Origin of the sequence: Hymenobacter aquaticus (assembly GCF_004765605.1) — a bacterium.
GTDB classification, from domain to species: domain Bacteria; phylum Bacteroidota; class Bacteroidia; order Cytophagales; family Hymenobacteraceae; genus Hymenobacter; species Hymenobacter aquaticus.
This window is the reverse complement of the sequence record NZ_SRLC01000001.1, coordinates 2,089,695-2,113,450: the sequence shown is the minus strand read 5'-3', so window position 1 is coordinate 2,113,450 and position 23,756 is coordinate 2,089,695. Positions and strand designations below refer to the sequence as shown.

Sequence of the window (23,756 nt, the reverse complement as noted above, 5' to 3'; positions counted from 1 at the left end):
CAGCGGGATGGAAGATGCAAGTAGCTTGATTTTAGCAAATCATCCGCACAAGGGGCTAAAAGGCTTCGCCGATGGTCAGGTAAAAGCCGGTGGACTGCTTGCCCAGCGCGTAGTCGAGGCGCAGGTTCAGGTGGTCGCGCCGGGTCAGGGTGAAGCGTAGGCCGGCACCGTAAGCGCCTTTGGGCGCCCGCAGCCGCAGTAGGGCCTGCTCATCGCCCAGGGTGCCCACCGCGCCGAACAGTACCGCCCCTAGCCGCCGGTACACGTCGAGGCGCAGCTCGCTTTGCAGCAGGGCCGCGTTCTGGTCGCGAAAACGGCCCTCGTAGTAGCCCCGCAGGCGTTTTGTTCCCCCCAACAGAGAAAGAGCATTAAAGGGCGCCGTGCCCACGGTGAAGCTGGTCAGGTAGTTTAGGGCCAGGATGGCATGCGGGTGCAGCCGGTGGTAGGAGGATACGTCCGCCACGTAGCGGCTAAAACGCGTGGTTGGCCCGTCGGAAGCCGTGGCGCGGTTACGGTGCAGGTACGTCAGGTCGGCGACAACGCCCGTGGTGGGAAAAAAGACGTTGTCGCGCGAATCATAAAACACCCCCAGGCCGCCGCCCCGTAGCTGGCTGCCGAGTCCGCCGGGCACGGTGCCGCTGGCCAGCAGCCCGCCGGGGGCCACGCTCGTCACCTCGTAGTCTTCGTACTGATAACGCAAGCCGGCGTAGAGCTTGCCGCGCGGGAGCCCGGGCAGCACCCGGCGGAAGGCATTGAGGCGCACGCGCGGGAAATTCACCCCGTACAGCTCGCGGGATACTTCGCGCTGGCCCAGGCCGTAGAAGTAGTAATTGTAGCGGTAGTAGCCCACCTCGCCGTAGGCGTAGTAGGTGTTGCGGGCATAAAACAGCTGAAACGGCAGGTAGAGCAGCAACTGCCGGTTCTGGGTGTAGGCCGCCCCGAGCGTGAGCTGCGAGGGCCGGGCATCGGCGTACGCCGCGTCGCGCCGAAACCGCAGGGTGGCCGTCAGCGCCGCGCCGTAGGCCAGGCGCGTTTCCGGCGTGTAGTACACCAGCGGCAGCGGAATCAGGGCCACGCGCCGGGGCAGGCTGTCGGGCGGCGCCAGCGGGGTAAGGCCCAGAAATGCGGTGAGCAGGAGCATGCAACGAAAACGGTTCTACAACGGTACGCAATGCGGGCGGGGAGAAGATTGCGCAAGCCACAATCTTTCCGGCCCGCCGCACTCGTATATGCCCACTACACGCGCCTGCTTATGAACCTACCCACTTTCGTGCTCTGCTACTGGACTGCCCTGGCCGGCCCGGCCCTGCCAGCCAAGTCCTACTCTTTCGAGCCCGCCCCCGCTGCCCGGCATTCGGTGGCCGCGGCCGTCGACCACTCGGCTTTCGACAAGCTGCTGAAGAAGCACGTGAATGCGAAAGGGTTGGTCGACTACAAGGGCTTCAAGGCCGACCAGGCGGCGTTTAACCAGTATCTGGCCCAGCTGAGCAAGAATAAGCCCGCCGACAGCGCCCCCAAGGCCGAGCAGATGGCCTTCTGGATTAACGCCTACAACGCCTACACCATCCGCCTGATTCTGGACCACTACCCGCTGCAAAGCATCAAGGATATTGGCACCAAAATCCAGATTCCGTTCGTGACCACGCCCTGGGCCTCGAAGTTTTTCAGCATCGGGGGCGAGAAGATGAGCCTCGACAACATCGAGCACGGCATTCTGCGCAAGCGCTACGACGACCCGCGCATTCACTTTGCCTTGGTCTGCGCCTCCATTTCCTGCCCCAAGCTGCGCAATGAGGCCTACACCGCCGCCAAGCTGGACAGCCAACTCGACGACCAGGGCCGCGACTTTCTGAACAACTCGGCCAAAAACAAGGTAGGCAAAGCCAGTGCTCAGCTCTCCAAGTACTTCGACTGGTACAAGGGCGACTGGGAGGAAAACGGCCAGTCGGTGGCCAGCTGGGTGAACCGGTACGCCGCCACGAAGATGGACCCGGCCGCCAAGGTCACGTACCTCGACTACAATTGGCGCCTTAATGAGCAGTAACGGACCCGGCGCGCCGGGGTGGCCCGGGCGTTTTCGTCATGACTAGGCCCGGGTGCCGTGGCGGCGTGGTCGTCGTGGGGGCAGTGATGGGGCTGCTGGCCGGGCCGGCGCGCCTGCGGGCCCAGAGTGCTCCGCCCGTCGAAACCCGGCGCTACGCCATCGAGGTGGCCGGCCTGCGCGTGGGCACCATGACGGCCACCCGCCAAGCCAACGGGCCCGAAGTCCTGACCACGCTCACCAGCGACGTGCAGGTGAACTTTCTGCTCTACCACCTGAAGGTGTACTACCAGGTGGTGAACCGCAGCCGGAATGGTCAACTGCTGCTCTCCACGGTGAAGGCCCATACCAACCAGGGCGACTTCGCCTCGCGCACGGAGTGGCAGGGCGACCATTACGTCATCGTGGCCAACCAGTACAAGCATCAGTACCGTGGCACCGAAGCGCAGCCCATCACCTACACCGTCAGCGACCAGTTCTTTGGCGAGCCGGGCCGCCGCGGCCGGGCTTATGCGGAGTATTTCGGCGATTTTTTCAGCCTCAGCCCCACCGCCCCGGGAGCTTACCGCGCCGAGCGCGCCGGGCGCGAAGATGAGTACCATTATAGCGGCGGGCAGCTGGTGACCATCATCAAGAAGAACCCGCTCAAAAACTTCGTTATCCGGTTGCTGCCGTAAGCTTCCCCGCACCGCATCTGAAAGGTAGAATTGAGCGCCCCCGATTCCGCCGCGTACTCGCGTGAGTTGTCGGCTAATGTATTGATATGGTTAAGCTTGCTTTGGATATAGTTTTCTGTGGCGCAACCGGGACTTCTACCGGGTGAAACATGTGCTTACCATTTTCGCCAGGGCCTGGAGCAGCGGCGGACGCTGGCAAAAGCACCAGTAGCAGGGACGCGCGGGTGGGGACGGAATTGCGCCGGACAGTGGCATGATTTTCCAACTGAGGCAAATGAAAAAGAGCCAGCCCGGAGCAGGCTGACTCTTTTTGTTTGACGAATAATGACGGGGCTAGGCGGTCATGGCGCGGCAGGCTTGCTCGCAGCGGCGGCAGGCCTCGGCGCACTCCTTGCAGTGCTGCATGTGGGCGCCGTGCTTCTCGCACTCGTCGCCGCAGGCTTTACAGACTTCGGCGCACTCACGCAGCAGGTGCATGCCGTGCCGCGAGCCGCGGGCGACGAGGCGGGCGGTAAGGGCGCAGATGTCGGCGCAGTCGCGGTCAAGGCTGATGCAGTTTACCATCATTTTCACGTCCTGTTCTTGCAGGCAGGCGGTGGCGCAGTTCTCGCAGGCGGCAACGCAGGCGTTGAGGGCGTCGAGGAGGGATTGATGCTGGTTGGTCATGGGAAAGGGTTTAGGGTTGAAAAATGAGACGAAGCAAATAGTGCTGAATACCTTTTCAGGGGAGCTGACCTACCCGGCGGGCTGCACGGGGTTGAGGTCACCGGGGGGCGTAAGGGGCTGGGCGTCGAGCTGCTGGGGGTGGGCGTCGAGGCTGACGTCGCTGTGGGCGTCGAGGCTGACGTCGCTGTGGCCGGCGCGGTACTGGGCCAGGGCCTTTTCGCCGAACAGCCAGAAGACCACTGGCGTCACGATGATGTCGAGGAAGGTGGAGCTGAGCAGGCCGCCGAGGATGACGGTGGCCACGGGGTAGAGAATTTCCTTGCCCGGCGCGTCCTTGGCCAGCGTGAGCGGTACCAGGGCCAGGGCCGCCACCAGGGCCGTCATGAGCACGGGCACCAGACGTTCGAGCGAGCCGCGCAGTATCATGGGCTTGCCGAACTGCTCGCCCTCGTGCTCGACGAGGTGGATGTAGTGCGAAATCATCATGATGCCGTTGCGGGAGGCAATGCCGGTGAGGGTGATGAAGCCCACCAGCGAGGCGATGCTGAATGTGCCGCCCGTGAGCAGCACGGCCACCACCGAGCCGATGAGGGCCAGCGGAATGTTGAGCATAATCTGGCCCACCATGAGCGTGGACTTGAAGTGCGAGTACAGCACCAGGAAGATGCCGGCCAGCGAAAACAGGCTCAGCCACAGAATCTTGCTGCTGGCCGACTGCTGGCTTTCGAACTGGCCGCCGTAGGTGAGGTAGTAGCCGGCGGGCAGCTTCACCTGCTGGGCAATGCGGGCCTGCACTTCCTTCACCGTGCTGCCCAAGTCGCGGTCGGCCACGTTCATCGAGATGGTGATGCGGCGCTGGGTGTTTTCGTGGTTCACGGTGTTCGGGCCGGGCTCGTAGCTCACGTCGGCCACCTGGCTCACGGGGATGAGGGCGCCGGAGGGCGTTTCGATGCGGGTGTTGGCGATGGTGGCCACGTCGCTGCGCTGGGCTTCGGGCAGCTTCACGATAAGGTCAAAGCGTTTCTGGCCGTCGAGCATTTGCGATACCACGTCGCCCTGAAACAGGGTTTCCAGCGTGGCCACCACCTGGCCGCGCTCCAGGCCGTAGGCGCGCAGGGCGGCGTCGCGGGGGCGTACCAGCAGCTGCGGAATCTGGACCTGCTTTTCCACCTGCAAATCCACCACGCCGGGCACGGCGCTGGCGGCGTTGCGGATGTCATTGGCGTAGCGGCGCAGCTCCAGCAGGTCGTTGCCGAAGACTTTGATGGCCACCTGGGCCCGCACGCCCGAAAGCAGGTGGTCGAGGCGGTGGGAAATGGGCTGGCCGATGTTGACGTTGACGCCGGCAATGAGGTTGAGGCGCTGGCGCAGGTCGGCCAGGATTTCGTCGCGGCTGCGCATCTCGCGGCCTTCGGTTGCAAGCTCCTCCTCGGTTTTGAAGGCTACTTCTATTTCAGAGTTGTTCACCGACTCGGCGTGCTCGTCGAGCTCGGCGCGGCCGGTGCGGCGGGCGGTGTAGGCCACTTCCGGAATCTTGAGCATCTGCTGCTCGCCCAAGGTGCCGAGCTTGTTGGACTCGGTGAGCGAAGTGCCGGCGGGGGCCGAGAAGTTGACCGTCAGGGAGCCTTCGTTGAAGGGCGGCAGAAACTCGGTGCCGAAGAAGGGCACCATGGCCGCGGCAGCCAGAAACAGTACGGCCGTAGTGGTCAGAATGGCTTTCGGGTGCGTGAGGCCCCAATGCAGCAGGCGGGTGTCTTTGCCTTTGAGCCACCGGATGAGGCGGCCTTCCTGCTCGGCTTCGCGAATCTGCTTCATGCGGGGCAGCAGGTAGTAGCAGAGCACCGGCGTGACCGTCAGCGACACGAAGAGCGAGGCGACGATGCTGGTGATGTAGGCAATGCCGAGCGGGGCGAAAATGCGGCCTTCCATGCCTTCCAGCGCAAACAGCGGCAGAAACACCAGCACCACGATGATAGTGGCGTACACGATGGAGTTGCGCACCTCGGAGCTGGCCGCGTAGATGACCTGCAGGGCCGGCTTGGGCTGGGGCAAATGCTGATTCTCGCGCAGCCGCCGAAACACGTTTTCCACGTCCACGATGGCGTCGTCGACCAACTCGCCGATGGCAATGGCCAGGCCGCCGAGGGTCATGGTATTGATGCTGATGCCGGCGAAGCGGAACACCAGGGCCGTGACCAGCAGCGAGAGCGGGATGGCCACCAGCGAAATGAAGGTGGTGCGCACGTTCAGCAGGAAGGCAAACAGCACGATGACGACCAGGATGGCCCCGTCGCGCAGGGCCTCTTCCACGTTGGTTATCGACGACTCGATGAAGTCGGCCTGCTTGAAGAGGCGGGTGTTGAGCTGCACATCCTTGGGCAACGAGGGCTGCAGCTCGGCAATGGCTTTTTCCACGGCGGCCGTGAGGCCCACGGTAGCGGCGCCGGGCTGCTTCTCAATGCTGAGAATGACGGCGGGCTGGCCGTTCACACTGCCGTCGCCGCGCTTGAAGCGGGCCCCGAAGGCCACGGTGGCCACCTGCTTGACGGTGACGGGCGAGTTCTCGCGGTAGCCGACGATGATGTTCTCAATATCCTGCACCGAGCGCAGGCGGCCGAGGTTGCGGATGAGCACCTCGGAGCCGTTGCGGTCGAAGAAGTTGCCGGTGGTGTTGAGGTTGGAGCGGCGCAGGGCGTCTTCCACCTGCGTCACGGTAAGGCCCACGGCATTCAGGCGGGGCATGTCGAGCAGCACCTGGTACTGCAGGTTGTCGCCGCCGATGGGGATGACCTGGGCCACGCCGGGGATGCTGAGCAGGCGCTGGCGCACGGTATAGTTGGCCAGGGTGCGCAGGTCGGCGGCCGTGGTTTTGCCGGTGCTGCTGGACATGCCCACGAGCATAATCTGGCCCATGACCGAGGAAATGGGGCCGAGCACGGGCGTGACGCCGGTGGGCAGCTGCTCGCCCACGGTTTGCAGCTTCTCGGCCACAATCTGGCGGGCCGTGAAAATGTCGGTGCCGTAGTCGAACTCCACGAACACCAGCCCCAGGCCGATGGCGGAGTTGGAGCGCACGGCCGACACGCCGGTGGCCCCGTTGAGGGCCGTTTCGACGGGCAAGGTCACCAGGGCTTCCACTTCCTCCGGAGCCATGCCGGGGGATTCGAGGAAGACCGTGACCCGGGGCCGGTCGAGGTCGGGCAGCACGTCGACGGGCAGCTGGCGGGCGGTGTAGGTGCCGGCAAGAAGCAGGCCCGCCGCGAAGGCCAGCATGAGCAGCCGGTTCTGCAGGGCAAAGCGGATGATTTTATCGAGCATCCGGCTATTGGTTGAGGTAGATGGATTTGAGCTGGTAGGTGCCCACCGTCACCACCCGGTCGTTTTCATTCACCGTACCGCCGAGCAGCACGGTTTGCTCGCCGTTGGCGGCGCCGGGCTGCACGTAGCGGATATTGAAGGTTTCGGGGTCGGTGTGCACGAACACCACGGGCTTGCCATTGAGGTCGGTGAGGGCCGAGGTAGGCACCACGAGCTGCTTTGGGCCGTTGCCGGCCTGGCCCATCACCTGCACGTTCACGGCCTGGCCGGCGCGGAAGGCGTTGCTGTTGGCGCCGTCGAGCTCCAGAATGAGCTGGCGGGCCTGGTTGACGGGGTTCACGGCGTTGCTGAACACGACGAGCCGGGCGGGCGCGCTGCCCTCCTGGCCCTGCAGGCCTTCGATGCGAAACTGGGCGCCGGGCGTGATGTTGGGCAGGTCCTGGGCGAAGACTTCGGCCGTGACGCGCAGCTTGCCGGGGTTGAGCACCCGAAACAGCTCGTCGCCCTGCGTGACCTGCTGGCCCACGGCGAGGCTGAACACGTCCACCGTGCCGCTGATGGGCGAGGTGATGGTGACGCGCCGGCGGCTGGCCTGGCCGTTGTAGATGGCCGCGTTCTGGCGGGCCTGGCGCAGGCGCAGCTCGGCGGCCACCACGTCTTTGCGGGCGGCAATGTCGGCAATGCTTTGCAGGCGGACGTAGTCCTGCTGGGCGGCGCGCAGCTCGGCCTGGGCGTTGGCCCGCTCGGTGCTGAGGCCAATTTGCTGGGTGGCGTCGAGGGTTTGGTCGACCACGGCCAGGGCTTGGCCGGCGCGCACTGGCTGGCCCACCTGGGCCGAGAGGCTGACGATGCGCCCGGTCTGGGGCACCACCACGCGGCCCTCGCCGCCGGCGGCCGAAGAAATGGTGCCGTAGAGCGTGAGGCGGTTGTAGGTGGCAGAATAGCCGGCCAGAGCGGTGCGCACCCCAAAGAGAAACTGGCTTTCCTTGGGCAGGGCTACGGCGTCGACCAGCCCCACACCGGCAGTGGGCTGGGCGCCGGCGCCGTGGTCTTCGCCGCCGTGAGCGAACAGGCGGGCGGGTGGGGGCAGCAGCACGGTGAGCACCGCCGCCACGGCGGCCGTGGCCGCGAGGAGTTTAGGCGTGGTTTTCATAAACGGGAGGCGTGGAGGTGGAAACGGGTGCCGCCGCGCGGCGACGCAGGAGCAGCACCGTGAGCAGGATGCCCAAGGCAAAGGCCCCGACCAGGGCCAGGATGGTTTTCCAGGACGAGAAAACAGACCCGGCGGCGGCGGGTGCTTCGGGGGCTACGGGCAGCTTCTTGCCTACTTCCAGGCCCTGCAGCGCCATCAGGTCGGCCTGGGAGCCGGCCACGATGTTGACGGCGAGGCTGTACTTTTTATTCTCCGGGAAGCGGCTTTCGACAAGGTAGCTGCCCGGCTCTTGCTCCGACACCGCAAACCTGAGGGTCGGCGCTTCGGGGCAGGTGATGGTGAGCTTGGCGCCTTTGATGGGCGCATTGGTGGCGTAGTCGGAGAGGAACAGGCGCAGGTCGGCGTCCTGGCCTTTTTCGAGGGGCTCGAAGCGGAGCAGCAATTCGAACTTCTCGGACAGGGCCGCCACCGAAAACGTGGTGGGAAAGGCGCCGCCGGAGGCTTTGGCGGTGCCGCCGTGGTCTTCGCCGCCGTGGGCGCGGGCCGGGCCGACTTGCCACAGGGCCAGCAGCACCAGCAGCGTGATTTTAAGGGAGGGTCTCATAAGCTGGGGTTACTGGCCACGGAGGTAGTTGAGTTCGGTGAGGGCCTGCCGGTAGTCGCGAATGGTGGTCAGGTAGGTGTTCTGGATGGTAAAGGCCTGGTTGAGGCTCTGAATCAGGACGAGGTAGCTGATTTCACCGGCCCGGAACAGGCGCTGCGACTGGCTGATGATGGCCGCGGCCTGGGGCAGGCCGGTTTGCTCGTAGTAGGCCAGGGAGGCCGCAAACTTGCGGGTGTCGGCCAGGGCCTGCTGGTACTGGGTGCCGAGTTCGAGCTGCTGCACCTGGGCCTGCGCCTGGGCCGCTTTCGTGCGGGCCGTGGCCGCCTGCAGCTGCGAGCGGTAGGTCCAGAAGTAGATGGGCACCGACACGCCAAACTGCAGCCGGTATTTGTAAGGTGAATCGGCAAAGGCCTGATTCTGGTAGCCCACGGTGAGGGCCGGCGTGCGGCGGGCCCGCACCAGGCTGATGCCCGACTGGCTCAAACCCACGTTTTGGGCGGCGTAGGCCAGCGTGGGACTTTGGGCAAGGGCGGCGCTGTCCTGGGCGGGCAGGCTGCCGAGCAGCCCCGTTCCGACGCGGGCCAGCTCCGGGCCGGTGCGGCGCAGGTCGGTGCCGGTGGTCAGGTCGGCGTCGGGCTGGCCGAGCAGCAGGCCGAGGCGGCGCTGGGCCGAGCGCAGGTCCACGCGGGCCTGGGCCAGCTGGTTGGCCACCTGGCGGGCTTCGGCTTCGGTGCTGATGCGCTGCAGGGAAGTGACTTCACCGGCTTTGAAGAGGCGGTCGGTGGCGATGCGCAGGACTTGGTAGAGGCTGTCCTGGTAGGTAAGCTGGCGTACCTGCGCTTCGCTCACTTGCAGGGCCAGGTAGGCCAGGCGCACGTCGCGGCGCACAGTGGCGCGGTTCACGTCGAGGCCGCGCTCGGCCAGCGTAATGCCGGCCTGGGCGTTGCGGGCCTGCTGGCGGTACACGGTGGGGAAGTCGATGGTTTGCACCACACCCGGGGCCCACCGCTCGCCGGTGGGGGCCGAAAACAGGAAGTCGGGGTTGCGCAGCGAGAAGCTGCCGCGCTTCAGGGCGCGCTGCTCCTCAATTTCCTGGGTAGACTGGCGCAGGCGCGGGTGCCGGCGCAGGGCCTGGGCTTCGGCGCTGTCCGGGCGCACCACGACCTGCTGGGCTAGGGCCGGCCCCGAAAACAGGGCCAGCAGGAGCAGCAGCAGCAGCAGCGCGGGCCCGGAAGTGCTTGGTTGGGTTTGCATGAGAGTAGAGAGGCATACGCCCCGCGCCGGTGGTGGGCGCGGGGCGGGTATTCCGAATGGCTCGGGCAGGTAAGGCCCCGGCGCCTGCTTAGGCTTTCTTTTCCAGCGTCATTTCGCAGGTGGGGCACTTGCCCGGCTTGTTGCTGCGGCTGCCCTCGCAGCCCATGGGGCATTCGTACACGGCGGCCGAGCTGCTCATTTTGCCACCGTTTTTGGCCTGCCAGTCCTTGAACTGCTGGATTTCCTTCTGTTGGGCGTCAATCATGCCCTGGGCCATTTCCTTGAGCTTGGTGTCGCGGCCGTGGGCCAGCTCGGCCTTGGCCATGTCGATGGCGCTCTGGTGGTGAGGCACCATCATCAGGGCGTAGTCCTGGTCCACGTTGCCGGTAGGCTGGCCCATCTTCATCATGCCGTCCATCGAGCTTTTCATCTTGCTGGTGAACGGATCGGCGGGGTCCTGGGGCTTGTAGTTGGTGGGGGCACCGTCGAGGCGGGTGGCAATGGCTTCGAGGTCCTTGATTTCCTTTTGCTGGTCGTCGCTGATTTTCTGGGCCATGGCGCGCAGGGTGGCGTCTTTGCCTTCCTTGAGCTCCAGGGCCGACATGTCGACGGCGCCCTGGTGGTGGGCCATCATCATGTGGGCGAAGTCGTGGTCGGTGTTGCCGGCGGGCTTGAAGGCCTCCATGTTTTTCATCATGGTGTTCATCACGGCCATCATGCCCGAGGCGCTGGCGTCGTGGCGCATGCCCGAGTGGTCCATGCCGGCCATGCTGCCGGCGGAATCAGCCGGGGCGGTGGTTTCGGTGGTGGCCGTAGTGGTGCTGGTTTCGGCAGCCTTGTTGCCGTCGCCGCAGCTGCTGAGCAGGCCGGTGCTGATACAGAGGGAAGCGAGGAAGAAAGCGGACTTTTTCATGGGTTTAAGCTTGAAAGGTTAGGAGGTGAGTTAGGCTTTGACGTTGACAGTGAAGTTGCCGGTGTGGATGGTGCCGGCGTGGTTGAACTGCAGGAAGACGCGGTAGAGGCCGGGGGCTTCGAAGTTGGTGTTGAAGCCGATGGCGGGGCCTTTGTCGGCCTGGTCGTTGGGGTGCACGTGCAGGTAGCGCTCGGTGTCTTCGCTGATGACCACCACGTGGCCGAGGGCCCCGAGGTAGTTGTCGAGGTCGGTGACGGGCTGGCCGCCCTTGGTAAGGGTGATTTTCATGGCCAGCAGCTGGCCCACTTTCAGGTCTTTGTCGAAGGAAAGCGTGGCCTGGTAGCCGTCCTGGCTCCACTGCATCTGGTCCTGCTTGAATTTAACGGGCGTGTAATTCGGGCCCTGTACCGTCACGGGCTGGCGGCCGAGCTGGTGGCCGCTGCCGTCGGGGGTGTAGTCCTGAAACAGCACGTAGTCGCCGCCCTTGGCGAAAGTGAATGGCACGCGGTAGTTGCCTTCGGCGGTGTACTCGGGGTGCTCGTGGTAGAAGGCCGAGAGGTCTTTGCGCACGATGATGAGGTGGATTTTCTTCTCGTGCACCACGGCCAGCGGCACGGGAGCTTTCTCGTTGCCCACCTCCTGCGGCGTGTAAGTGAGCGTGACGGGCTGGCCAGCGACTAGCTGCATGGGCTTGGGCTCGAACTGCATCTGGTAGGTTTTGCAGTTGCTCACCTGGTCGTTGTGTACCAGGGCCATGCCGCATTTGGGGCACTTTTCGCCCTCCTTGGTGCTGGTGACCTCGGGGTGCATGGGGCAGGCGTAGGTGTGGCCACCGGCGTGGCCGGCGGTGCCGTCGGCCGTGGTGCCAGTTGGGGTGGTGACGGTATTGGTGGCGCTACTAGACGAATCAGAGGAGCAGCTGGCGACGGTGAACAGGCTGGCGCTGGCCAGCAGAGAAACGAGGAAACGGTTCATGAAAACGGAAACTGACTGGGGATGGTAAAACCGAGCGGTTAGGGTGCTCAGGCCTGGAATTGCTGCCAGCGGATGAAGCCTACAGCGGCGGGGGCTAAGGCGGCGTAGAGTTGGCCGCGTAGTAAGTGGCAGAGTGGGCCGCGCGGGGGCGGGCCAGCGGCCGGCTCGCAACAATCTTTTATTGCGGTGAGAGGAAAGCCGGAAAAGGAAGGATAATCAGGGGCCACTGGGGCGGCGCGACGCGCAAACGAAAAGGCCCGCCCCGGGCATAGCGTAGCTATGCCGGCGCGAGCCTTAGCGCGTCGGAAGAATCAGACAGTCAGCGACTGGATGAAAATGCGGATGTCAGGTATTTTGGGGGGCAGGTGCCGCCGGGACACCAGCTGCACCGCCAGGGTGCGGTTCCACGAGCCGGCGCAAGGCCGGAACTGGAAGTCCTGGGCCTCGGGCAGCAGGACGGGCGCGGGGCTGAGCAGCTGCTTCTGGCTTGGGGTGGTGAGCGAGGAGAGCAGCGAAGCCGACTTGTCTTTGCAGCAGTCGTGGCTGCGGCTGGATTTCTTGTGCGAGTGTCCGGCTACGTCCTTCTTGGCGGTCTTGCCGTGGCCGTGGCAGCCGGGGTGGCTGGGCCTGACGGGGGGCGTTTCGGCGCAGTGGCTGCCTTTGGGCATGCTCATCATTCCGCCGCGCGTGGTCGGGTTCAGGGTAGCGCAGTAGCACTGGCCCACAAACACGTTGACGAAGACAAGCAGGAAGCTCGTCGCCAGCAAACGGCGGAAGGGGAAGAGGCTACGGAACATACCAGGCCGGATGAAACACGGGCAACCGCAAAAGTAGGAAAGAACCCGAGAGCGGTCAGCCTGCCCTTTTACCGCTTTGGGTGGGGAATGGTTCGGCACTTGCCCAAGTCAACGAGCTGCCAATGAGGGCGGGCGGTGCTTTAGTAACTGATTTTGGGGCGAAAACGTGCGGACTCGGTCCATTCGGGTGGCGCAGCAAGCAACAAGATTATGCAAGTCAGAAGCAGGATTTTATAGGGTCAACCACTGGACAAAGTATTTTTGTTACTCCTAACTACAGAAAGTGCTTACAAAAAGACCAGCCGTTTCATTCGGGCATTTGTGGATTGCACGTCGGTCTTGGGGGAGGAGTTATCAAGATCATGTTGCAGGGCGACTATTTCCCGGATGTGAAGCTGTACGGCTTCTTGGTTGCCTAATATCTATCTCTCGACGTTGCGTTGCTGGGTGATATTAGCGGCCATGCGCTCCAGTTTGGCTTGGTCGCCACCCATAGACCATCGTGTAATGTGGTTTTTGAGCAGATCATGTGCGTTGGACATCAGCCAGAGCATGTGCTTGGGTCCTAAGAGGCTGCGTACAAAGTCAGGCTGGTTGTAGTCGGCGGCACATGAGATGAATCATGGCGACGAAAACCCAGGCGCGGCTGCTGTGGAGGTGTTCCAAGTCGCGGGTGCCGAGGCGGCGGTAGCGGCTAAGCCAAGCAAACGTGCGCTTGACGACCCAGCGCCGGGGTAGGGCGGTAAAGGTTTTGCAGCCCGCCGGCTTGGCCACAATCACCACTTGGCACCTTGCTGGGGCCGCGCTGGCCACCAATGGCCCACTGTAGCTCCCATCGGTCCACACCCGGCGCAGAGCTAGATAGCAACGAGCGGCTTCGGCGAGCACGGGCCCGGTCCCGCGTCGGTCTTGCTCACTGGCCGGTTGCACGTGGGCCACCAAGGCCAGGCCTAAGGTGTCAACGAGGAACTGGCGTTTGCGGCCGATTATGCCTTTGCCTGCGTCGTAGCCCCAACAGCCCCCCTTTCACCCGCCGTGCGCACAGCCTGGCTGTCGAGAATGGCGGCGGTTGGTTCCATGGCCTTGCCCGCTTGCTGCCGCACAAACGCCCGCAAGGCGTTGTGAAACCTGCTCGAGCGTACCCTTGTCGCGCCAGTGCCGGAAGCTGGCCCATACCACGTTCCAGGGCGGCAGGTCGTGGGGCAAATTGCGCCATGTGCATCCGTTGCGTGCTTGGTAGAAAATGGCGTCCCATACCGCCCGTTGCAGGGTCTCGGTAGCGCGACCTGGACCTGCCACTGCGCATCTGTCAAATCCGTCGTGTACCTGACTCGTTTCATGCCAAGCGCATACGCGCAAACCTGACTCTATATATAGCCTCTTAAAGCCTTTGGGGCAACATGGGCGTTGAACGGGGCGATGGTGTTCTTGCACCTTGGTCGCTGCTAGATATGCGCATTTGTGCTGGCTACACTCACGTCGTTACGGAAATAGCTGATATTTGGGAAGTAGATACTTATTCTTCTCAGTATCAGCATGGGTGTAGTGCTTAGATGCTGGATATTTCAGACTGCTACGGGTGAGGAGGTAAAGAACAGAGTCTGTACCCCACGCTGTATTCCAACAAATAAAAAAGGCCCTCACGCTACCGTGAGGGCCTTTTTGGTGGTCGCGCTAGGAATCGAACCTAGATCAAGAGCTTCGGAAACTCTTATACTATCCGTTGTACGACGCGACCAGTCCGGAGCGGATATGGGGCAAAAGTAGAGAGAAAAATGCGCCCTGCCAAACGCAAACCGCATTTGCTGCCGCCTAAGATGAGCGAAGGCAACGAAAAAAGCGGATAACCAAATTCGGCAGAAGGCAGTTAAGTCAGATACACAACCAATTACTCACTACCGTTTAACACCTGCTCATGAAAAAGAATCTGTATACGGCCGAAGCCTCAGCCACCGGCGGCCGCAGTGGCCATGTCCGCTCCTCCGACAGCGTGATTGATATGAACATGTCGGTGCCGGAAGGGCTGGGCGGCAAAAAGGGCGCGACCAATCCCGAGCAGCTTTTCGCGGCGGGCTACGCTTCCTGTTTCCAGCAGGCCCTGATTGTCATTGCCGGGCGCGACAACCAGAAGCTGGACCCCGAAAGCACCGTGCAGTGCTCCGTAACGTTGTTTCAGGAAGGAGAAGGCTACGGGCTGAGTGCCGTGCTGGATGTTGATCTGAAAGGCCTGGATCAGCAACAGGCGACTGATATGGTCAACCGGGCCCATCAAATCTGCCCGTACTCGGTAGGAACGCGTGGCAACATGGAAGTGGAGCTGAAAGTCGCTGGCCAGCCCATTGCCCTGCCCGCCGACAATGCCTAACGCCTTGCCAAGCATAAAAAAAGCCTCCGCTGCACAGCGGAGGCTTTTTTTATGCTTGCAGCACGGCTTTTTCTAGTTGGCCTGGCCGTCCTCGGCCGCCATAGGCTTGTTGGCCTCGCCACCCAAGAACTCCAGGGGCCGAGGGTAGAAAGTAGCCACGGAGTTGGTGTAGCGCATGCGCCGAATGGGCGTGTCGCGCTGGAAGACGGTGGGGCATTTGGCGCCCATTGGTACCAGCATGACGCCGCTGGGCTGGGTCTTGACGCCAAACCGGTTGTCAAGCACCGTATCGAAATAGTAGAGGTAGGGGCTGATCCAGTTGAAATAGGCCTTGGCCCGGGTGTTCGAGGCCGTTTCGATGCGCAGGTCAGGGCTGTTGGTGGCCAGGGCCTTCTGCAGCTCAATAACGTTCACAGGCTCGTTGTTCAGCAAGGGTACGGCATCCCACTGCCCGTCTAGCATGGCCCACTTCTGCTGGTCGCGCAGCCACACTTCCGTAACGGCGTGGCCCGCGCCTTCGCGCCGGGTTTCCGAATCCGCCGTTTTCAGGTAGACTGCCCGGGCCGGTATGCCCACGGCCGTGAGCACGCCGCTCAGCACGATGCTGTATTCAATACACTGAAAGTTGCTGCCCATATCCGCTTCCTTCAGAATAGACAGCGGGTCCGGTTTTTTGGCCCGCACGTGGCCATCGTGCACCCAGCGGTTGTGCACCCACGTGCACAGGGTACGGGCCTTGTCGAAGTCGGTGGGGCTGCCGGCAATGATGTCGTTCAGGGCGTAGTTTTCGCGCAGCGTCACCAGGTAAGCTTCGTCGGAGGCACTGAATTGGAACGTGCAGGGCGTATCGTCGGGAGCCAGGGCAAATTCAAGCGGCTTTTCGGCGGCCGCCTTGTGCTGCGCCGGCGCAGCATACGGGCTGACCAGCGCCGCGAACAGCGCGAATCCTGCAATTGCCTTATAAATCATGGGTACGAGTGTATGCAAGTAGGGACTGAACAGAGGGAAAGCAGAGTTCTAACGTGAAATAAGTTCTTAGGTTGTTGCTATACCATAGTGATAAAGTAATAATAATTCACTAATAACTTGTCTTTATCATAGCTGAAGCCACATGATTATGTGACAATAAAAAGCCCGCTCGATAAAGTCGAGCGGGCTTTTTGTCGTTTCCGGCTACGGAAACGGATACGGCTACGCCTGGGCGGCCAGAACTTCTTTTACTTTCTGGGCCGCGTCTTTCAGCAGTACGGCCGAGTATACTTTCAGGCCGCTTTCGTCGATGATGCGGGCGCCTTCTTCGGCGTTGGTGCCCTGCAGACGCACGATAATCGGCACTTTAATGTCGCCGATGTTTTTGTAGGCCTCCACCACGCCATTGGCCACCCGGTCGCAGCGCACGATGCCGCCGAAGATGTTGATCAGAATGGCTTTCACGTTCGGATCCTTCAGGATGATGCGGAAACCGGCTTCTACGGTCTGGGCGTTGGCTCCACCTCCCACGTCGAGGAAGTTGGCCGGCTCACCGCCGCTCAGCTTGATGATGTCCATGGTAGCCATGGCCAGGCCGGCGCCGTTTACCATGCAGCCCACGTTGCCGTCGAGCTTCACGTAGTTCAGGTTCGAGGCCGAGGCTTCTACTTCCAAGGGGTCTTCCTCGTTGGTGTCGCGCAGGGCCACGAAGTCCTTGTGGCGGTACAGCGCGTTTTCGTCGAGCGTCACCTTGGCGTCCACGGCCAGGATCTTGTTGTCCGACGTTTTGAGCACGGGGTTGATTTCGAACATCGAGGAGTCGGTGTCGTCGTAGGCCTTGTAGAGGGCCGTTACGAACTTCACCATTTCCTTGAAGGCTTCGCCCTCGGTGCCGAGGTTGAAGGCAATTTTACGGGCCTGGAAGCCCTGCAGACCCACGCGGGGGTCGATGATTTCCTTGTGGATCTTCTCGGGGTGAGCCTCAGCCACTTCCTCGATGTCCATGCCACCCTCAGTGGTGTAGATGATGACGTTTTTGCCGGAAGTACGGTCGAGCAGCACGCTCATGTAGTATTCCTTGGGCTCGGAAGCGCCGGGGTAGTACACATCCTGGGCTACCAGCACCTTGTGCACCTTGCGGCCTTCGGCGCCGGTTTGCTTGGTCACAAGCTGCATGCCGATGATCTGGCCGGCAATGTCTTTTACCTGCTCCAGGTTTTTGGCGAGTTTCACCCCGCCCCCTTTGCCGCGGCCACCCGCGTGGATCTGGGCTTTAATCACGTGCCAGCTGGTGCCGGTGTCGGCAGTCAGCTTTTTGGCAGCTTCTACGGCTTCTTCTGCGGTGTCGGCCACAATGCCTTCCTGCACGCGGACGCCGTAGCTTTTGAGGATTTCTTTACCCTGATACTCGTGAATGTTCATAGAGGGTCAGTTCAATGGGGGTTGACGGGGTGGTATTCTAGTTCTACTAGGCCACGAAAGTAGGCATTATTCGCTGTCAATGCGAGTAAGGGGCGGCATTCGGCCCGCAGGAGGTGAAAATTGCCTCTGTAACCACCGGCAGCGGCCTTTGTTGCGGGCGGGGTGGGGCTGAGGCAGTGGCTACTGCCCAAACCACCGGGCCATGACCTGCTCGGCGGGCTTGTGCTGGGGCGTGAAGTCGGCGTGGCGACGGGCCGGGCCATCGGGAGCCAGGCCGGGGTACCACTTCCAGATAAAGAGCCCCTTAAACCAGGGCTCGGGCCAGAACGTCTCGAACAGCGCCTCGTAGCAGGCAGCCTGGGTGGGCTCGTCGGCGGTGAAAAATACGGCCGTGCGGTCGGGCCAGGTCCAGGGCTCAATGGCCGCGTCGGCAGTGTTGCGGTAGCCGGCCTCGGTGAACACCACCGGCTTGCGGAACCGGCGCTGCACCCGCCGGATGGCCGCCTTGTGGGGCTGCCAGGCCGCCAGCAGCTCGGCTTTGGGCGGACTATTCTGCTTGCTGAGCGGGAAGTAGGCCTGAATCCCGATGAAGTCCAGCGCGTCCCAGAACCTGACCTGCTCGAACTCCCCGCTCCAGTTGGCCGCGTACGTCAAAGGCCCGTGGTATACCTGGCGCACCTGTTTGATCAGAGCGCGCCATTCCTTTTCGTGGCTCACGGTTTTTTCCAGCTCGGTGCCGATGCACAGGCCGCCGAAGTGGTTTTCCTCGGCCAGCCGGGCGTAGTGCAGCAAAAAGGTGGAGTACGAAGCAAACCAGGCCTGCCAGTCGGCGGGCGTTTGCATCTCGATGCTGCCGGGCCAGGCGCCCGGGCCCCGCACCCACAGGTGGGGCTTGAGCAGCGTCTGAATGCCGCGGGCCCGGGCCAGGCGGGCCGTATGCACCAGGCCGTAGTCGGTTTCGCCCCAGTAGCCGCCCCGGCTGCGCCGCCGCTGGCCGGCTCCGGTGTGCAGCTGCACGGTGGGCTGCCCGGCCGCCGGCTGCCAGCCAAAGGGCGTCTGGACCAGCCAGGTCACGTGGGCCTGAGTCAGGGGGGCCAGGTCGGCGTCGGTGACGGAGTCGCCGGCCACCCAGCTCACTCCCCGGAACCGGCCATCGGCCAGCAGCTCGGGCAGGGGGCGGGCCGGACTGGTGCTGGCCGGCAGCGGGGCCGGCGTCCGGGGCCACTGCCACCACAGCGCCGCCAGGGCCAGCAACGCCCCCAGCAGGGCGGCGGCCAACCAGAACCAGCGCCCCGGGCGGACGGCGAAGGGCACAACCAGAGCGGGCATAGACTCGGAGTAGAAAAAGAAATTGGCCGCAGAAGCAGCACCGCCAGTCGTTTATGCGTAGCAGGGCCGGGAGCGGGGCGGTAAACGAAGGCTAATCTGCACTTCAAACCCGACAACTCCCTACATTCCGTAGATTTGTTTTCCATACGCGCCCATTCAATTCTGCTTTCCCTTGCTGCAGGCCATCAACGTTCGAAAGAAATACAACACGCTGGAAGTGCTCCGGGGCATTGATCTAACGATTGAGAAATCGGAAATCGTGTCGATTGTCGGCTCCTCGGGGGCCGGAAAAAGCACGCTGCTGCATATCCTCGGGACGCTCGACAACCCCGATTCGGGGGAGGTGCTCTTCGACGGCACCTCCGTCAGCTCCCTGGGCCGCTCCGACCTGGCCCGCTTCCGCAACCGCCACATCGGGTTCATTTTCCAGTTTCACAACCTGCTGCCTGAGTTTACGGCCCTGGAAAACGTGTGCTTACCGGCGTATCTGGCCGGCCGCTCCGAGAAAGAAACCCGGGTGCGGGCCCGCGAATTGCTCGGCATGCTGAACCTGGAGCGCCGCGCCGACCACAAGCCCTCGGAAATGAGTGGCGGCGAGCAGCAGCGCACGGCCGTGGCCCGCGCCCTGATCAACTCGCCTGAAATCATCTTCGCCGACGAGCCCAGCGGCAACCTCGACTCGCAGAATGCCCAGGAGCTGCACCAGATTTTCTTCCTGCTGCGCAAAGAGCTGGGCCAGACCTTCGTCATCGTGACCCACAACGACCAGCTGGCCGAAATGGCCGACCGCAAGATTACCATGAAGGACGGCAACATCTGGGAAGGCTAGCGGCGGCAGCGTCGATAACCCACTCAGAATAAAAACGTTAAAAGCCCTGTTGGATCCCGGTCCGGCAGGGCTTCTTTTTTGCCCATGCCCCATAAAGCGCGGCGGGCTGGGTCTGGCTAATATATTTAGCATGTAGTTGGCCGTCCGGGAACACATAGTATATGGCTTACGTTTGCTATTGTGCTAATGGGGTTAGAAGAGAGGTATTTTAAAATGCTTTGTAACTGCTTGATTATCAATAATAAAATTTACTAAAAAAGTGTTGGTTTTTTGCACCAAAAACCCCGTACTTTAGTTTAGTAATAGAACAACAGAACGTACTACAGGACACTTATGGAAACCGCCATGAACGAAGCCACCAAAGCCCCCAAAACCCAGGTCAACAAGACCAAAATCGAGAGCTACGACATTTCGCGCTCCGATGAGACGTTGCACTTGGCCACGGATCTGGCCAAGTTCATCAAGGAGAATAAGCTCAGCACCACCGTGCAGGGCAAAGAGTTTGTGAACGTGGAAGGCTGGCAGTACGCCGGCTCGCGCCTGGGTATCGTGCCCATCGTCGACCACGTCATCAACGTGAGCACCGAAACCGAAATAAAGTATCAGGCCAAAGTGACGCTGTTCGACATGCGCAGCGGCCACACGGTAGGCGCGGGCTTCGCCATCTGCTCCAATAAGGAGCAGGGCAAGAAGTTTTACCAGGAGTTTGCCATTATGAGCATGGCCCAGACGCGGGCTATTGGTAAGGCCTACCGTAACATCCTGGCCTGGATTATCCGGGCGGCGGGCTACGAGCCCACCCCGGCTGAGGAAATGGACTACGGTGGCAACACGGCCGATGCGAAGGTGGTTGCTGCTGCTCCGGCTCCTCAGGAAGCTCCCGCTCCGGCCGTAGCCGCGGCCATGAAGGCCGTACCCGCCGAGCCGGTAGCCACTGAAGCTGCCGCTCCCGCCGTAGCCTACGCTTCGGCGGCGCAGAAAGAGGAAATCATCCGCCTGCTCAACCATCCGGTGATTACCCGGCAGGAAAAGACCAAGATGCTCTTGAACATCAACCGGCTGGACGAGGAGCGTGCCACCCAGGCCATTGCCAAGCTCAAGAAGGCCATCGACGACCGTGAAAATGGCGAGTCGGCTGCCGCCTAGTACTTTATCTATCCTTATCTATATCGAAAGCCCGGTTCCACTATGGAGCCGGGCTTTTTTGTTTGCCTTGCAGTGTCATCCTGAGCCCCGCGAAGGACCTTCCTCTGATGAGTAACAAGCGTGATTCAACGTTAAAAAGCCCTGATCGAGCACTCGAAAAGAGCTTTGTCACGTTGGCACAAGCGGCAGTGGGGCAGGTGAGGAAGGTCCTTCGCTTTGCTCAGGATGACAGACGTCCTAAAACTGCCACTTCCGTTTCCGGCTGGGTGGCCTTACCTTCGCCTCACTATTCTAGCCCAGATCCTTACCCGCCTTGTCACAGCTGCCCACCGACGATATTCTGCTGGTCTTGCGCCAGACCTGGGGCCACTCGGCGTTTCGGCCGATGCAGGAAGATATTATCCGTGCGGTGCTTGCCGGTCAGGATACGCTGGCGCTGCTGCCCACCGGCGGGGGCAAAAGCATCTGCTTTCAGGTGCCCGCCCTGGCCCGGCCGGGGCTGTGTCTGGTCGTTTCCCCGCTGATTGCCCTGATGAAGGACCAGGTGGAAAACCTGCGCAAGCGCGGCATCAAGGCCGAGGCGGTGTACGCGGGCATGAGCCACACCGAAATCGACCAGACCCTGGACAACTGCGTGTATGGCCCGGTGAAGTTCCTCTACGTAAGCCCCGAGCGGCTGCTGACCGACATGTTTCAGGCCCGGGTCAGGAAGATGAAGGTGAGCCTGCTGGCCGTGGATGAGGCGCACTGCCTCTCGCAGTGGGGCTACGATTTTAGGCCGCCCTACCTGCGCATTGCCGAGCTGCGGGAGCTGCTGCCCGGCGTGCCCTGCATTGCCCTCACGGCCACGGCCACTGAGCAAGTGCGCCAGGATATTGTGGAAAAGCTCCATTTTGGGGCCAGCCACCGCGTTTTTCAGCAGAGCTTTGCCCGGCCTAATTTGTCGTACTCGGTGCTGAGTACCGAAGACAAGCTGCGGCGGCTGGAGGAAGTAGTGCGGGGCGTGGGGGCCGACAAAACCAGCATCGTGTACGCCCGCACGCGGCGGCAAACCGAGGATACGGCCGCGTTTCTGCAGCAGGCTGGTATCAAGGCCGCGCCCTACCACGCGGGCTTGCCCAGCGAGCAGCGCACCCGCACCCAGCAGGAATGGATGCAGAACCGCATCCGCTGCATCGTGGCCACCAACGCCTTTGGCATGGGCATCGACAAGCCCGACGTGCGCTTGGTGGTCCACCTCGACGCGCCGGATAATCTGGAAGCCTACTACCAGGAAGCGGGCCGGGCCGGGCGCGACGAGAAATACGCCTTTGCCGTGCTGCTGCAAGGCCCCAACGATGCCGACGAGTTGCGCCGCCGCACCCAGCAGGCTTTTCCGCCCCTGGACACGGTGCGGCGGGTGTACCAGGCCTTGGCCAACTTCTCGCGCACGGCCGTGGGCGGCGGCGAGTTGGTGGCCTTCGACTTCGACTTGCAGCAGTTCGCCGAAACCTACCGCATCAAGGCCCTGGACGCGCACAACAGCCTGCGGACCCTGGAGCGGGAAGGATTCGTGCAGGTAAACGAGGCCGTCAACAACCCGGCCCGCGTGCATATCCCCATCGACCATACCGATTTGTACCGGTTTCAGGTGGCTAATGCCCAGCACGACCAGCTCATCAAAAGCCTGCTGCGCTTTAACGGGGGCGAATTGTTCGTGGGCTTCCAGCGGATTTCGGAGAACAGCCTGGCCCAGCACCTCAAGAAAAGCGTGCTGGACGTGCGCAAGATGCTCGTGTTTCTGCACCGCTCGGGCATCATTCAGTACCAGCCCAAGCACGAGTCGCCCCAGGCACTGTTTACCACCGGCCGCTACGACGCCGACAAGCTGCCCCTCGACCAAAAGCGCCTCAACCAAGCCCGGGAACTGGCCGTGCACAAAACCGAATCGGTGATTCGCTACGCCAATGGGGGGCGCTGCCGCCAGCAGCTGCTGCTGGAGTACTTCGGCGAGCTGGACGCCGCGCCCTGCAAGGTGTGCGACTATTGCCTGGCCCAGAAAAAGGCGAAACAGCCCGTGGCTCCGGTGGCCGGGCTGCGCGAGCAGCTGGTGCAGCTGCTGAAAGCCACCCCCCAGACGCCGCGCGAAGTGCTCAGCCACTTTGCCCCCGGCCAGGCTACCGTGGTTACGGAGCAGCTGCGGGAGCTGGTGGAGCTGGGCGAGCTGCGCTACGCGGCTGATGGGCGGCTGGGGTAGGTATTTGGGGTTGTCAGTTTTTGGTTGTCAGTGCAAAATGGGCCTGACAATATGGGTGCTTCAGATGGCTAATTCGCCGACAGCCGGAAGGCGGCGGGCGTCAGGCCGGTTTTGCTTTTGAACAGGCGGGTGAAGTACTGCGGATACTCGAAGCCGAGTTGAAAAGCCGTTTCGTTGATCGATAGGGAGGTGCTGAGCAACAGGTACTTGGCTTTCTCGATCAGGGCGTGGTGCAGGTGCTGCTGGGTGTTCTGGCCGGTGAGGGTCCGCAGCATGTCGCTCAGGTAGGCCGGCGACACGTGCAGGGCGTCGGCAAAGTGCTGCACGGTGGGCAGGGGCTGGCTGCCATTCTGGGCAAAGTAGGCCATGAGCAGTTCTTCGAAGCGGGTGAGCAGGTCGTGCTCGGCGGTGCGGCGGGTCAGGAACTGCCGGTGGTAGAAGCGGTTGGCGTAGCTCAGCAGCACGTCGAGCTGGGATACCAGCAGCTCCTGGCTGAAAGCGTCGATGGCCTGGTCGTACTCGGCCCGGATACCGCGCAGCAGGCCTTCCAGCAGGGTTTCTTCCTTGGCGGAGAGGTGCAGCGCCTCGTGGGCCTGGTAGGAAAAAAAGGAATAGCTGGCCATTTTCTTGGCCAGCGGATGCTTCAGCAACAAGTCCGGGTGGAAAATCAGCATCCAGCCACTCAGCTCCGAGGCATCCAGCGTGTCATCGGCCGCGAAAACCTGGCCCGGACCGAGAAAAAACAGCAGGCCTTCACTGAAGTCGTAGGACTGCCGGCCGTAGATGATGGTGCCCTTGAGGCCCCGCTTCAACGACACGGTGTAGAGCTGCTGCACCACCGGCGTGGTGATGCGCGGCAGGCAGCGGGCCTGCTCCAGGTCTACTACCGTCAGCAGCGGGTGAGCCGGCGCGGGCAGACCGTAGAAGCGCGTGTAGTCCGTGACGGTGTTCAGAACCAGGAATTCTTTGGCAATAGATTTCATCGGGAGGGAGGAAAACAGTTGGGCCAGCCGCAGGCTGAAGGCAGTTATGCTTTCAACCCGCGGCCGGCCGGAAAGTCAC

Annotated in this window: 20 protein-coding genes, 1 tRNA gene and 1 pseudogene; 6 read left to right on the top strand and 16 right to left on the bottom strand. The window is 62.4% G+C overall.

Translation table 11 applies throughout. The features are described from left to right. Window positions 1-55 precede the first annotated feature (55 nt). Complete coding sequence (locus E5K00_RS08640; protein WP_135462821.1) at window positions 56-1,141, bottom strand: BamA/TamA family outer membrane protein; 1,086 nt, start codon at window positions 1,139-1,141, stop codon at window positions 56-58. A gap of 111 nt (window positions 1,142-1,252) precedes the next feature. On the opposite strand from E5K00_RS08640, the gene E5K00_RS08635 reads away from it, so the two are divergent. Together E5K00_RS08635 and E5K00_RS08630 are read left to right on the top strand one after the other, a co-directional pair. Next, window positions 1,253-2,044 (top strand): DUF547 domain-containing protein, encoded by a 792-nt coding sequence (locus E5K00_RS08635; protein ID WP_135462820.1) that lies wholly within the window; start codon window positions 1,253-1,255, stop codon window positions 2,042-2,044. Window positions 2,045-2,082: 38 nt separating this feature from the next. Beyond that, a complete protein-coding gene (locus E5K00_RS08630; RefSeq protein WP_245328244.1) occupies window positions 2,083-2,718 on the top strand; it encodes a DUF6134 family protein in 636 nt (211 codons plus the stop codon). A gap of 333 nt (window positions 2,719-3,051) precedes the next feature. On the opposite strand, the gene E5K00_RS08625 is transcribed toward E5K00_RS08630, so the two are convergent. From E5K00_RS08625 to E5K00_RS08575, 11 genes and pseudogenes are all read right to left on the bottom strand, one after another. Then, the gene (locus E5K00_RS08625; protein ID WP_135462819.1) at window positions 3,052-3,384 is read right to left on the bottom strand and encodes a four-helix bundle copper-binding protein; all 333 of its coding nucleotides are present in this window, start codon (window positions 3,382-3,384) and stop codon (window positions 3,052-3,054) included. A 69-nt stretch (window positions 3,385-3,453) separates the two neighbouring features. Then, window positions 3,454-6,702, bottom strand: a complete 3,249-nt coding sequence (locus E5K00_RS08620; protein ID WP_135462818.1) for an efflux RND transporter permease subunit — start codon at window positions 6,700-6,702, stop codon at window positions 3,454-3,456. 4 nt (window positions 6,703-6,706) lie between these two features. Further along, window positions 6,707-7,855 carry an efflux RND transporter periplasmic adaptor subunit gene (locus tag E5K00_RS08615; protein WP_135462817.1) on the bottom strand — a complete coding sequence of 383 codons (1,149 nt, stop codon included), beginning with the start codon at window positions 7,853-7,855 and terminating at the stop codon, window positions 6,707-6,709. Next, complete coding sequence (locus tag E5K00_RS08610; protein WP_135462816.1) at window positions 7,839-8,459, bottom strand: hypothetical protein; 621 nt, start codon at window positions 8,457-8,459, stop codon at window positions 7,839-7,841. Before E5K00_RS08610 ends, E5K00_RS08615 begins: the two co-directional genes overlap by 17 nt. Before the next feature lie 9 nt (window positions 8,460-8,468). Then, window positions 8,469-9,713: a TolC family protein gene (locus E5K00_RS08605; RefSeq protein ID WP_135462815.1), complete on the bottom strand. Its 1,245-nt coding sequence runs from the start codon at window positions 9,711-9,713 to the stop codon at window positions 8,469-8,471. A gap of 88 nt (window positions 9,714-9,801) precedes the next feature. Continuing rightward, window positions 9,802-10,626 (bottom strand): DUF305 domain-containing protein, encoded by an 825-nt coding sequence (locus E5K00_RS08600; protein ID WP_135462814.1) that lies wholly within the window; start codon window positions 10,624-10,626, stop codon window positions 9,802-9,804. Window positions 10,627-10,656: 30 nt separating this feature from the next. Then, window positions 10,657-11,601, bottom strand: a complete 945-nt coding sequence (locus tag E5K00_RS08595; protein ID WP_135462813.1) for a heavy metal-binding domain-containing protein — start codon at window positions 11,599-11,601, stop codon at window positions 10,657-10,659. A 311-nt stretch (window positions 11,602-11,912) separates the two neighbouring features. Then, window positions 11,913-12,398 carry a hypothetical protein gene (locus tag E5K00_RS08590; protein ID WP_135462812.1) on the bottom strand — a complete coding sequence of 162 codons (486 nt, stop codon included), beginning with the start codon at window positions 12,396-12,398 and terminating at the stop codon, window positions 11,913-11,915. A gap of 585 nt (window positions 12,399-12,983) precedes the next feature. Continuing rightward, window positions 12,984-13,403 (bottom strand): annotated as a pseudogene (locus E5K00_RS23325) (transposase); the annotation flags it as partial. A gap of 21 nt (window positions 13,404-13,424) precedes the next feature. Next, entirely contained in the window at window positions 13,425-13,697 is a 273-nt protein-coding gene (locus tag E5K00_RS23320) for a transposase (RefSeq protein ID WP_167856806.1), read from the bottom strand. Window positions 13,698-14,061: 364 nt separating this feature from the next. Continuing rightward, window positions 14,062-14,136 (bottom strand) — tRNA-Arg (locus tag E5K00_RS08575). Between the two features lie 177 nt (window positions 14,137-14,313). On the opposite strand from E5K00_RS08575, the gene E5K00_RS08570 reads away from it, so the two are divergent. After that, the gene (locus E5K00_RS08570) at window positions 14,314-14,763 is read left to right on the top strand and encodes an organic hydroperoxide resistance protein (RefSeq protein ID WP_135462810.1); all 450 of its coding nucleotides are present in this window, start codon (window positions 14,314-14,316) and stop codon (window positions 14,761-14,763) included. 72 nt (window positions 14,764-14,835) lie between these two features. Here E5K00_RS08570 and E5K00_RS08565 read toward each other — a convergent pair whose 3' ends face one another. The 3 genes from E5K00_RS08565 to E5K00_RS08555 all read right to left on the bottom strand — a co-directional run bounded on the left by E5K00_RS08565 (window position 14,836) and on the right by E5K00_RS08555 (window position 18,483). Beyond that, window positions 14,836-15,732 carry a transglutaminase-like domain-containing protein gene (locus E5K00_RS08565; protein ID WP_135462809.1) on the bottom strand — a complete coding sequence of 299 codons (897 nt, stop codon included), beginning with the start codon at window positions 15,730-15,732 and terminating at the stop codon, window positions 14,836-14,838. 222 nt (window positions 15,733-15,954) lie between these two features. Beyond that, complete coding sequence (gene sucC / locus E5K00_RS08560; protein WP_135462808.1) at window positions 15,955-17,154, bottom strand: ADP-forming succinate--CoA ligase subunit beta; 1,200 nt, start codon at window positions 17,152-17,154, stop codon at window positions 15,955-15,957. A gap of 180 nt (window positions 17,155-17,334) precedes the next feature. Beyond that, entirely contained in the window at window positions 17,335-18,483 is a 1,149-nt protein-coding gene (locus E5K00_RS08555) for a glycoside hydrolase family 113 (RefSeq protein WP_135462807.1), read from the bottom strand. Window positions 18,484-18,655: 172 nt separating this feature from the next. Here E5K00_RS08555 and E5K00_RS08550 point away from each other — a divergent pair, with 172 nt between their 5' ends. The 3 genes from E5K00_RS08550 to E5K00_RS08540 all read left to right on the top strand — a co-directional run bounded on the left by E5K00_RS08550 (window position 18,656) and on the right by E5K00_RS08540 (window position 22,694). Continuing rightward, window positions 18,656-19,312: an ABC transporter ATP-binding protein gene (locus tag E5K00_RS08550; protein ID WP_135393791.1), complete on the top strand. Its 657-nt coding sequence runs from the start codon at window positions 18,656-18,658 to the stop codon at window positions 19,310-19,312. A 333-nt stretch (window positions 19,313-19,645) separates the two neighbouring features. Continuing rightward, complete coding sequence (locus E5K00_RS08545) at window positions 19,646-20,458, top strand: hypothetical protein (protein ID WP_245328243.1); 813 nt, start codon at window positions 19,646-19,648, stop codon at window positions 20,456-20,458. Between the two features lie 313 nt (window positions 20,459-20,771). Beyond that, entirely contained in the window at window positions 20,772-22,694 is a 1,923-nt protein-coding gene (locus E5K00_RS08540) for a RecQ family ATP-dependent DNA helicase (RefSeq protein WP_245328242.1), read from the top strand. A gap of 68 nt (window positions 22,695-22,762) precedes the next feature. Here E5K00_RS08540 and E5K00_RS08535 read toward each other — a convergent pair whose 3' ends face one another. After that, complete coding sequence (locus E5K00_RS08535; RefSeq protein WP_135462806.1) at window positions 22,763-23,677, bottom strand: helix-turn-helix domain-containing protein; 915 nt, start codon at window positions 23,675-23,677, stop codon at window positions 22,763-22,765. Between the last annotated feature and the right edge of the window lie 79 nt (window positions 23,678-23,756).